Origin of the sequence: Streptomyces regalis (genome assembly GCF_001509475.1) — a bacterium.
In the GTDB taxonomy this organism is placed as follows: Bacteria; Actinomycetota; Actinomycetes; order Streptomycetales; family Streptomycetaceae; genus Streptomyces; species Streptomyces regalis.
Window position 1 is genome coordinate 1 of the sequence record NZ_LLZG01000116.1, and the last position, 10646, is coordinate 10646.

Here is a 10646-nt window from a genome sequence, read left to right on the forward strand (position 1 = left end):
CTGGGGTCCGGGGCCCGCGGCGAAGCCGCTAATGTCACAGCCCCCGGACAGACACAGCATGGAGAAGTTGGTCGAGCTCGGCGCGAAGGTCGAGTTGCCTGGCAAGGCGCTCGGCTAGAGGCCACGACCCGGTCGTGGATACGACGATGGGGCGGCCCCCGGTGAAGGGGGCCGCCCCATTGGCGTTACTGAGCCTTGTACGTCGTCCCGAGACGCACCGGCAGGCTTACTTGCCCTTGGCGGCTTCCTTGAGCTTCGAGCCCGCGGAGACCTTCACGCTGTAGCCGGCCGGGATCTGGATCGGGTCGCCGGTCTGCGGGTTGCGCGCGGTGCGAGCGGCACGGTGGGTGCGCTCGAAGGTGAGGAAGCCAGGGATGGTGACCTTCTCGTCGCCCTTGGCGACAACCTCGCCGACGGTCTCGGCGAACGCGGCCAGCACGGCGTCGGCGTCCTTGCGGGTCACCTCGGCGCGGTCGGCCAGCGCGGCCACCAGCTCACTGCGGTTCATGTTGTTACTCCCGTGTTCTTCTTGCTGTTGAGGCGTGCCACGCGGCAGAGCCGCATTGGTGGGCACAGCGAAGCCGATGCTGCCAGGGTCCTCGGACACTCCCCGGACCCGGGTCTGTCGTCAGACCCTCGCGCCCAGGGACGCATCCTGCCCCTACCTGCAGCGGGAAAGCCAATCCGGCACCCGGAGGAGTCGTGAGAACACCCTTGGGAGTCACACGAAGAGAGGGCCTGAGCTTTCGCGTCACGATAAACGGCGGCTGGAGGCCCTTGGTTCCACGACGCGCCGTTACAAGGGCTTGCCGTGGCGATCGTCACAGCCGCCACACACTTTCGGGCTGAAGCGGGGTCCGGGGGCGGCAGCCCCCGGCGACGCCCGCCCGGACTCCGGGTGACTACTCGGCCGACGCCACGGCGCTGACGGCCTTCGCCGCTTCCCGCACCGCGCCGGCCACCGCGCCCGCGACCTTGTCGTTGAAGACGCTCGGGATGATGTAGTTCGGGTTCAGCTCGTCCTCGGTCACCACATCCGCCAGCGCCTTCGCGGCCGCGAGCATCATCTCGGTGTTGACCGTACGGGACTGCGCGTCCAACAGGCCGCGGAAGACGCCCGGGAAGACCAGCACGTTGTTGATCTGGTTCGGGAAGTCGGAGCGGCCCGTGGCCACAACTGCGGCCGTCTGACGGGCGATTGCCGGGTCGACCTCAGGGTCCGGGTTCGCGAGCGCGAACACGATCGCGTCGTCGGCCATGGCGGCGACGTCGTCGCCGTCCAGGACGTTCGGGGCGGAGACACCGATGAAGACGTCCGCGCCGCGCACGGCCTCCTTCAGCGTGCCGGTCAGGCCCTCGGGGTTGGTGTTGTCGGCGATCCAGCGCAGCGGCGAGTCCGCGGGGGCGTCCCGCAGGTCCTCGCGGCCGGCGTGCACGACGCCGTGGATGTCGGCGACTACGGCGTTCTTCAGGCCCGCCGCGAGCAGCAGCTTGAGGATGGCCGTACCGGCCGCGCCGGCGCCGGACATCACGACGCGGATGTTCTCAATTGCCTTGCCCGCAACGCGAAGTGCGTTGGTGAGGGCGGCGAGGACGACGATCGCGGTGCCGTGCTGGTCGTCGTGGAAGACGGGGATGTCGAGGGCCTCGCGCAGGCGGGCCTCGATCTCGAAGCAGCGCGGGGCGGAGATGTCCTCGAGGTTGATGCCGGCGAACCCGGGGGCGATCGCCTTGACGATCTCGACGATCGCGTCGGTGTCCTGGGTGTCGAGGCAGATCGGCCAGGCGTCGATGCCGGCGAACCGCTTGAAGAGGGCCGCCTTGCCCTCCATGACCGGCAGGGCGGCCATGGGACCGATGTTCCCCAGCCCCAGCACGGCCGAGCCGTCCGTCACAACCGCAACGGAGTTGCGCTTGATGGTCAGACGCCGCGCGTCCTCGGGGTTCTCGGCGATCGCCATGCAGACGCGCGCCACGCCGGGCGTGTAGATCATCGAGAGATCGTCACGGTTGCGGATGGGGTGCTTGGACGCCATCTCGATCTTGCCGCCGAGGTGCATCAGGAACGTACGGTCGGAGACCTTGCCGAGCGTGACGCCCTCGATGCCGCGCAGCTGCTCGACGATCTCGTCGGCGTGCGCGGTGGAGGTGGCCGCGATGGTGACGTCGATGCGGAGCTTCTCGTGCCCGGAGGCGGTGACGTCGAGGCCGGTGACCGAGCCTCCGTGGGACTCGACGGCTCCGGTGAGCTGGGAGACCGCGGTTCCGCTCGCGGGCACCTCCAGCCGGACCGTCATCGAGTAGGAGACGCTGGGCGCCGTTGCCATGGCCGACTTCCTCTGCTTTCACCGTGTGACGCTGGATGCCGTCCGATCGTCGCACCTACCGCTGAGTAGGAGTTAGCCGGGCTTGAATTGCGAACGTATTGTTCGCCACGTCTTCGCAGGAAAAGAGGCCCACGTCACATCGTGACGTGGGCCTCTTCAACGTTCATGACACCGGCCCGCCATGCTCGCCTCGCGGCAAGTGGTCGCTCGTAGCGACGAAGGTTGGGCCCGGGGGCTTGGATCGAGCCGGTGCCACACCCAGGCTAACAAACAGATCCCGTAAGGCCATTCCCGTACCAGGTGTTCCTCCGGATCAATCTCTGAGCAGGTCCGGCACCCCGGTCGCGTCCGGCTCGTCCCGCTCCCCCGACACCACCGTCAGCTGCTGGGTGGCCCGGGTGAGGGCGACGTACAGCACGCGCAGGCCCGCCGGGGACTCGTCCGCGATCTCCGCCGGTGAGACGACGACCGTCGCGTCGTACTCCAGCCCCTTCGCCTCCAGGCTGCCGAGCGCCACGACCCGGTCGCCGAGCCCGGCGAGCCACTTGACCGCCTCCTCGCGCCGCTGCATGGCGACGACGACGCCGACCGTGCCGTCGACGCGGTCGAGCAGCCGGGCGGCCTCCTCACGGACGGTGTGCGCCAGCGAGTCGCCCACGACCGTGCTGTGTCCTTTGTTCGTTGTCACAAAACGGGGCTCGACGCCGGTGGAGCGGACGGCCGACGGCGAGGTCGAGCCCGGCATCGCCAGCGCCAGCACCTTCGACGCCAGCTCGGCGATCTCGGCCGGGTTGCGGTAGTTCACGGTGAGCTGGAAGCGGCGGCGCGGGCGGGTGCCGAGCGCCTCGTCGCGGGCCTGGGCCGCCTCGTCGACGTCGGACCAGGAGGACTGGGCGGGGTCGCCGACGATCGTCCAGGTGGCGTGCCGGCCGCGGCGGCCGATCATGCGCCACTGCATCGGCGTGACGTCCTGGGCCTCGTCGACGATGACGTGGGCGTACTCGGTGCGCTCGGCCGCCAGCCGCTCGGCGCGCTCGCGCTGCGACTCCTCGCGGACCGGCATCAGCTCCTCCAGGCCGGTGAGCTGGTCGAGCGGGTCGAGCTCGCGCCTCCTCTTCGGGCGGGCCGGGCTGCCGAGGATCGCCTGGAGCTCGTCGAGCATGGCGATGTCGTGCACGGAGTGGCCGTCCCGCTTGAGCGAACGGGCCACCCTGCGCACCTCGCCGGGGTTGAGGATCCGGCGGGCGAAGCGGCCGAGCCGCCGGTCGTCGGCCATCGCCGCCAGTACGGCCTTCGGGGTCAGCTCCGGCCACCAGGCGTCGAGGAAGGCGATGAAGCTGTCCTCCGAGGTGACGTCCTCGTCGAAGGAGGAGCGCAGCTCGGCGGCGAGCTCGGGGTCGGAGTGGCGGGTGGCGCCGCCGGACTGCGCCCACAGGGCGTCGAGCAGCAGCTTGCGGGCGCGCGGGCGCAGCAGGTTCACGGGTGCCGTGCCGCCGAGGACGTTGTGGCGGATCCGCTCCAGCTCCCCGGCCTCCAGTTCGAGCCGGCGGCCGAACGCGACGACCCTGAGCCGGGTCGGCGAATCGTTCAGCTCCAGGGCTCCACGGGCGGCCTTCCGCAGCACCTTGAGCATGCGGTGCGAGCCCTTGGCGCGGGCCGTGGACGGGGAGTCGTACAGCGTGGCCTCGGCGCCGTCGACGAGCGAGCCGATCGCACGGATGGCGACCTGGCCCTCCTCGCCGAGGGACGGCAGCACGCCCTCGGTGTACGACACCAGCAGCGGGGTCGGCGAGACGATCAGGATGCCGCCCGCGTACCGGCGCCGGTCCTGGTAGAGCAGATAGGCGGCCCTGTGCAGGGCCACGGCCGTCTTTCCCGTCCCCGGCCCGCCCTCGACGTATGTCACCGAGGCGGCGGGGGCGCGGATGACCAGGTCCTGCTCGGCCTGGATGGACGCCACGATGTCCCGCATGGTGTGGCTGCGGGCCTGGCCGAGGGCGGCCATGAGGGCGCCGTCGCCGATGACGGGCAGCTCGTGCCCGCCGAGGAAGGCCTTGAGCTCGGGGCGCATCAGGTCGTCCTCGACGCTCAGCACCCGGCGCCCCTTGGAACGGATGACCCGGCGCCGTACGACCCGTCCCGGATCCACCGGAGTGGAGCGGTAGAAGGGCGCCGCGGCCGGGGCCCGCCAGTCGATGACCAGCGGGGCGTAGTCCTGGTCGAGCACGCCGATGCGCCCGATGTGCAGGGTCTCGGCGATGTCGGCGGTGTTGTCGTCCCGCACGGCGCCCTCGGCGGGCTCGACGGCGGTGTACGCGCCGTCGGGTCCCTTCTTGCCGTCCTTGCCGCGCAGCAGGTCGATACGGCCGAACAGGAAGTCCTCGAACTCGTTGTTGAGCCGATTGAGGTGGACCCCCGCTCGGAAGACCTGTGCGTCCCGCTCGGCGAGCGCGCCGGGTGTGCCGACCTGGCCACGCTTGGCCGCGTCGTTCATGAGGAACTCTGCCTCGTGGATCTTCTCCTCGAGCCGCTGGTACACCCGGTCCAGGTGTTCCTGTTCGACGCCGATCTCTCGGTCTCTCAGGGAGTCTTCGAGCGCGGTTTCCTGCTGAGCCTGAACGGCCACCGGGCCCCCTTCTGACGTGCTGGGCAGCCGTCAACCGTACGCGAAGGGGACCCGTAAAAGCTACGCGTCGACCTCGACCAGCTTGTTTCCGTCGAAGTCCATGACCTCGATGTGATCGACGTCGTCGGGGGCCATGGAGACGCCGCCGCTGACGTAGAGAGGGTTCCTGGCCTGTTCGGTCTTGGCGTCCGGGATGCCGTAGCCCCACTTCGGGACGGACCAGGAGGCCGCCGTCTCGCGCTCGCCGTCCTTGCTGACGAAGATCAGGGAGCACTTGAGCGGGCCCTTGACGCCACCGAGCTCAACGACCGTCTCGGTGCCCCACGCCTTCTTCTGCAGGGCGACGGTCGCGGTGACCTTGCTCGCCGAGTCGGTGCCCGTGACCTTGTCGTCGATGTTGTTGAACAGGTCCTTGGCGGGGTTCGCCGCGACGGTCCGGTTGGTTCCGGCGCCACCGCCGTCCGAGTCGCCGCCGCTCGCCGCCATCGCGGCGAAGGGACCGCCGACGATCAGCGCGGCCGCCGCGGCCACCATGTAGAAGCTGCGCCTGCGCTTCTGGGCGCGTCGCTCGGCGACCTCGTCCACGAGCTTGTTCACCAAGCGCGGGCTGGGCTTCGCCGACAGGGACTCGCCGATCGCGGGCGAACCGGAACCGGGCAGGTCCGCGAGCGCGGCCAGCATCGGCTCCATCCCGGCGAGCTCGTCCAGCTGCTGGGCGCACCATTCGCAGGTCGCGAGGTGGGCCTCGAAAGCGGTTGCCTCAGCGTCGTCGAGGATCCCGAGGGCGTAGGCACCGACTGTCTCGTGCTCGCTCGGAACCGGATGTCCCTGCATGGGTCCAGACATACCCGAACCGCCCATCCCGAATCCCTGGTTTCCCCCGTAAACACTCATCACGCCGTCACCCCCCGCTCCTCCAGAGCCAGCTTCATCGACCGCAGGGCATAGAAGACCCGTGAGCGAACGGTGCCGCTGGGTATGCCCAGCGTCTCGGCCGCCTCATTGACGGTACGCCCCTTGAAATAGGTCTCCACGAGGACCTCCCGGTGGGCGGGGGTCAGGTCGTCGAGTGCGTCCGACAGCGTCATCAGCCACAGCGCCTTGTCGATCTCGTCCTCCGCGGGGATGACCTCCAGCGGCGACGGATCGACCTCCTGCGGCCGGGCCTGCCGGCTGCGGTGACCGTCGATGACGATGCGCCGGGCGACCGTCACCAGCCAGGGGCGTACCGATCCGGTCGCTCGATTGAGCTGTCCGGCGTTCTTCCAGGCACGGATGAGCGTCTCCTGCACGACGTCCTCTGCTCGTTGCCGATCACCGGCGACCAGTCGAAGGACATACGCAAGGAGGGGTCCGGCGTGCTCTCTGTACAGCGCACGCATCAGCTCCTCATCAGGTTCCGAGGGCTGGGACATGCGATGTCGGGCCCTCGATCCACGTTCATTGGCCACGACGGAATCCTTGCGCACGCCCACCTCCGATGTCCGGGGGTTCCCCCAGTCGGTCGCTCGACTACCCGTACGGAAGCGGCCCGTTGAGTGTTCAAAGCGAGGCGACAGTTTTCTGCGGAGTGACGTGACGAGCGGGACATGGCAGCACATTCCCACCGTGTGATCTTTACATTTCCACCACATCGGCAAGATCGAGCCGCCTCTTCCCTACGGGTCCGTAGGGAAACGACGTGTAATCGAAATCACTTCGACAGCCGTTTCACAGAAGCCGCATAACGGACCATCAGGCGCGAGCGAGGGCCGCGCGACGACGATGCCGGGCGACCCTTTCCCGATTCCCGCAGACCTCACTGGAGCACCAGCGCCTCCTGCGCCCCCGGGACGAATCGACATAAACGATCGGGCAGTTGTCCCCCTCGCACTCCCTCAGCCCGGCCCGCGCGACCGGATCGGTGAGCAGTTCCACCGCGTCCCGCGCGATGGCACCGAGCAGCGCGGCGCACTGCGGCGGATGATCCAACTCCCTCACGAGGGTGCCGTCTTCGCCCCGTACGGCACGGGGGGCCGGGGGCGCGGTGCAGGCGAGGTCGTTCACGCGGGCGAGCGCGACGTCGTACGACGGCCAGGGCTCGGGGGCGAGTCCCCCGCGCACCAACTGTCCGATACGTCCCCGCAGTTCGCGGAACCCGACGAGCCAGGAGGCGTCGGCGTGGGCCAGCGAGGTGGTCGGTGGGACGAGTCCGGCGCCGACGATCCAGGCGCACAGCACCTCGACGGAGTCGAACCGTTCCTCGGGGTGCGTGGTCGCGAGGAGATCCAGACAGGTCCGCCCGGCGTCGAACCGCAGCTCGTACGCGTCCGTGACCGTACCCAGTGCCATGTGCCTGTCACCGCCTAGGGGTCACCCCGGTCATCAGGGGTCGGTGAGGTGCTGTGAGAGAGGGCTGAGGGAAGAGGGGGAAGAGCTGAGCGAAGCGTTCCCTCTAACAGTGCCTGCCCGGTGGCGGCGCCGGAACCCCTCGTACCGGGAGTGGGTGTGGGCGGCGGAATCCCCCACCCACCCGTGGGGGCTCATCGCTGCTCGACGCCGGTCGGTTGCATTTCAGCCCGTCCGGCGTTTGAGGACGAGCACGGCCATCCCGATCCCCCACCCACCCGTGGGGGGGGCTCCGCTTCTCGACGCCGGTCCGGATCTTTCAGCCCGTCCGGCGTTTGAGGACGAGGCCCGTTCAGGGCCGATGGGGGTCCAGGGGGCAGAGCCCCCTGGCGGGGTCGAAGGGGCGGAGCCCCTGGGGGATGGGACGGGTAGGGGCGGCGGGGGCGACTGCACGGTTCAGCGGCTCCGCGGCCCGCTCACACGTCCGCGTACTTCGTGTCCGCCGCCGGATCCAGCGCCAGCCGATACCCCCGCTTCACCACCGTCTGAATCAGCTTCGGCGCCCCCAGGGCCGTACGCAGCCGCGCCATCGCCGTCTCCACGGCGTGCTCGTCCCGCCCCGCCCCCGGCAGCGCGCGCAGCAGATCCGCGCGGGGCACCACCCAGCCCGGCCGACGGGACAGCGCCCGCAGCAGGGACATACCCGCGGGCGGCACGGGGCGCAGCACGCCGTCGACCAGGACCGCGTGCCCGCGGATCTCCACCTGGTGTCCGGCGATCGGCAGTGACCGAGCCCGGCCGGGCAGCTCCTGGCACAGCAACTGGACCAGCGGACCGAGCCGGAAGCGCACGGGCTGGACCGTGTCGACGCCGAGGGCCTGCAGGGGCAGCGCGGTGACCGGGCCGACGCAGGCCGGCAGGACGTCATGGTTGAGGGCGGCGAGCAGTTCGGGAAGCAGCCCGCGCTCCTCGGCCCGCGACAGCAGGGACGCCGCGGCCGGGGCACTGGTGAAGGTGAGGGCGTCCAGGCCGCGGGAGACGGTCGCATCCAGCAGACGGTCGACCGGGCCGATGTCCTCCGGCGGCAGCCACCGGTAGACGGGCACCCCGAGCACCTCCGCTCCCGCGGCCCGCAACGACTCCACGAACCCGGGCAGCGGCTCACCGTGCAGCTGGACGGCGACGCGGCGCCCGTCGACGCCCTCCTCCAGCAGCCGGTCCAGCACCTCGGCCATGGACTCGCTGGACGGCGACCACTGCTCCGTCAGCCCGGCGGCCCGTACCGCACCCTTGACCTTCGGGCCGCGCGCGAGGAGCTCGACCCCGCGCAGCCGTTCCAGCAGGTCCTCGCCCAGTCCCCACCCGTCGGCGGCCTCGATCCATCCCCGGAAGCCGATCGCGGTCGTGGCGACCACGATGTCCGGCGTCCGCTGGATGATCTCCTTGGTGGCGGCGAGCAGTTCGCTGTCGTCGGCGAGTGGCACGATGCGCAAGGCAGGAGCGTGCAGGACGGCGGCGCCGCGCCGCTGGAGCAACGCCCCGAGCTCGTCGGCCCGGCGCGCGGCGGTCACGCCCACGGTGAACCCGGCGAGGGGCCCATGGTCGGATTGCTGCTGTTCGTCGTACATAACTCTCGTCCCGCACTCGAGTTGTGGTGCCTGCGCCAGGTGATCCACCGGGGGTGACCGGGAGCGGCTCCTGATCGCACCCTTGGTGGGTACACCTGCATGCCGATCGAGCCTGTCAACGGTGCGTGACAGGCTCGGTTCGGCTTCATGTCAGCGGTGTTACGTCACACCTCCGCGTAGCTGAGCTGCGGCTTTGCCTCCGAGGTCGCTGTGGCGTGCGTCTCCGAGGCGACCGGGCGGCGAAGGTATACGGCCCAGGTGACCAGGAAGCAGACGCCGTAGAAGGCGAGGAAGGCGACGAAGGCGCCGGTGCCGGAGCCCACGGAGAGGAAGGACTGGCGGAAGGCAAGGTTGATGCCGAGCCCGCCGAGGGCGCCCACCGCGCCGATGAGTCCCATGGAGGCGCCGGACAGGCGGCGGCCGTAGGAGGCGGCCTCCTCACCGGTGAGTCCCTTGGCGGCGGCCTTCGCCTGGAAGATGCCGGGGATCATCTTGTACGTCGAGCCGTTGCCGAGGCCGGTCAGCACGAACAGGGCGATGAACGCGGTGGTGAACAGCGGCAGCGACTCCTGCATCGAGGCCACGATGATGACGGCGGTCGCGGCGCCCATGCCGACGAAGTTCCACAGCGTGATCTTCGCGCCGCCGAACCGGTCGGCGAGCCAGCCGCCCACGGGCCGGATCAGCGAGCCCAGCAGCGGACCGATGAAGGTGACGTAGGCGGCCTGCAGCGGCGTACGGCCGAACTGGGTCTGCAGGACGAGACCGAAGGCGAAGCTGTACCCGATGAAGGAGCCGAAGGTACCGATGTAGAGGAAGGACATGATCCAGGTGTGGGCGTCCTTCACGGCGTCCTTGGCGGCGCCCGTGTCGTTCTTGACGGACGAGATGCTGTCCATCTTCAGCCACGCGAGGACGGCGGCGATCACGATGAACGGGATGTAGATCCCGAGCAGCAGACGCGGGCCGGCGCTGGCACCGATGACCGCGAGCCCGACGAGCTGCACCACGGGCACGCCGATGTTGCCGCCGCCGGCGTTCAGCCCGAGCGCCCACCCCTTCTTACGGAGGGGGAAGAAGGCGTTGATGTTGGTCATGCTGGAGGCGAAGTTTCCGCCACCGACACCGGCCAGCATCGCGCACAGCAGGAACGTGGTGAACGAGGTCCCCGGCTCCATCACGACGAACGCGGCGATCGTCGGCAGGAGCAGCATGCTCGCCGAGATGACCGTCCACATCCGGCCGCCGAAGATGGCGACGGCGAAGGTGTAGGGCACGCGGACGATGGAGCCGACCAAGGTGGCCATCGAGACGATGGTGAACTTGTCGGCGGGGGTGAGCCCGTACTCCGGCCCCATGAAGAGCACCATCACGGACCACAGGGTCCAGATCGAGAAGCCGATGTGCTCGGAGAGGACCGAGAAGAAGAGGTTCCGCTTGGCGACCTTCTCTCCGGTCTCGTTCCAGAACGTCTCGTCCTCGGGGTCCCAGTGATCGATCCAGCGGCCTCCCCTGCTCGAGGCGGGGGCTGTGCTAGGGGCTGTCATGACGCCTCCACGGTACATTCGGGGCTCGGTCGCACTACGAGTGGCTGACCCCGAAGGTAGGGAGGGCTCGTTTCCACGCTGTGGCACCGAGTGACCGGAAAGGAACTTTGCTCTCACCCGGCGGGGAGGGCGGATGAGAGGTTGTGGGGGGCGTGCCCTGTATGGGCCTTGTAGGGGGCCCATATATAGG

General features: G+C 69.6%; 8 protein-coding genes. All 8 read right to left on the minus strand.

Translation table 11 applies throughout. The features are described 5' to 3' along the window. Window positions 1–226 precede the first annotated feature (226 nt). The 8 genes from ADL12_RS17520 to ADL12_RS17555 all read right to left on the minus strand — a co-directional run bounded on the left by ADL12_RS17520 (window position 227) and on the right by ADL12_RS17555 (window position 10456). Window positions 227–508, minus strand: a complete 282-nt coding sequence (locus tag ADL12_RS17520) for an HU family DNA-binding protein (RefSeq protein WP_007498188.1) — start codon at window positions 506–508, stop codon at window positions 227–229. Window positions 509–902: 394 nt separating this feature from the next. Beyond that, the gene (locus ADL12_RS17525) at window positions 903–2327 is read right to left on the minus strand and encodes an NAD-dependent malic enzyme (protein WP_062703496.1); all 1425 of its coding nucleotides are present in this window, start codon (window positions 2325–2327) and stop codon (window positions 903–905) included. Window positions 2328–2640: 313 nt separating this feature from the next. Then, window positions 2641–4953, minus strand: a complete 2313-nt coding sequence (locus tag ADL12_RS17530; RefSeq protein WP_062703498.1) for a HelD family protein — start codon at window positions 4951–4953, stop codon at window positions 2641–2643. Window positions 4954–5013: 60 nt separating this feature from the next. Continuing rightward, window positions 5014–5847 carry a zf-HC2 domain-containing protein gene (locus ADL12_RS17535; protein WP_079052099.1) on the minus strand — a complete coding sequence of 278 codons (834 nt, stop codon included), beginning with the start codon at window positions 5845–5847 and terminating at the stop codon, window positions 5014–5016. Then, a complete protein-coding gene (locus ADL12_RS17540) occupies window positions 5847–6368 on the minus strand; it encodes a sigma-70 family RNA polymerase sigma factor (protein WP_010039908.1) in 522 nt (173 codons plus the stop codon). The genes ADL12_RS17535 and ADL12_RS17540 overlap by 1 nt, the downstream gene beginning before the upstream one ends. A gap of 319 nt (window positions 6369–6687) precedes the next feature. After that, window positions 6688–7284: a CGNR zinc finger domain-containing protein gene (locus tag ADL12_RS17545; protein WP_062703505.1), complete on the minus strand. Its 597-nt coding sequence runs from the start codon at window positions 7282–7284 to the stop codon at window positions 6688–6690. Between the two features lie 473 nt (window positions 7285–7757). Continuing rightward, on the minus strand, window positions 7758–8909 hold the full coding sequence (locus ADL12_RS17550; protein ID WP_062703510.1) for a uroporphyrinogen-III synthase: 1152 nt from the start codon (window positions 8907–8909) through the stop codon (window positions 7758–7760). 164 nt (window positions 8910–9073) lie between these two features. Next, window positions 9074–10456, minus strand: a complete 1383-nt coding sequence (locus ADL12_RS17555) for a nitrate/nitrite transporter (protein WP_062703512.1) — start codon at window positions 10454–10456, stop codon at window positions 9074–9076. Window positions 10457–10646 lie beyond the last annotated feature (190 nt).

What these genes read in the sequence shown, in the direction of transcription:
- ADL12_RS17520 (WP_007498188.1), bottom strand. Translation starts at nt 508, where the DNA reads ATGAACCGCAGTGAGCTGGTGGCCGCGCTGGCCGACCGCGCCGAGGTG.
- ADL12_RS17525 (WP_062703496.1), bottom strand. Translation starts at nt 2,327, where the DNA reads ATGGCAACGGCGCCCAGCGTCTCCTACTCGATGACGGTCCGGCTGGAG.
- ADL12_RS17535 (WP_079052099.1), bottom strand. Translation starts at nt 5,847, where the DNA reads ATGAGTGTTTACGGGGGAAACCAGGGATTCGGGATGGGCGGTTCGGGT.
- ADL12_RS17540 (WP_010039908.1), bottom strand. Translation starts at nt 6,368, where the DNA reads ATGTCCCAGCCCTCGGAACCTGATGAGGAGCTGATGCGTGCGCTGTAC.
- ADL12_RS17545 (WP_062703505.1), bottom strand. Translation starts at nt 7,284, where the DNA reads ATGGCACTGGGTACGGTCACGGACGCGTACGAGCTGCGGTTCGACGCC.
- ADL12_RS17550 (WP_062703510.1), bottom strand. Translation starts at nt 8,909, where the DNA reads ATGTACGACGAACAGCAGCAATCCGACCATGGGCCCCTCGCCGGGTTC.
- ADL12_RS17555 (WP_062703512.1), bottom strand. Translation starts at nt 10,456, where the DNA reads ATGACAGCCCCTAGCACAGCCCCCGCCTCGAGCAGGGGAGGCCGCTGG.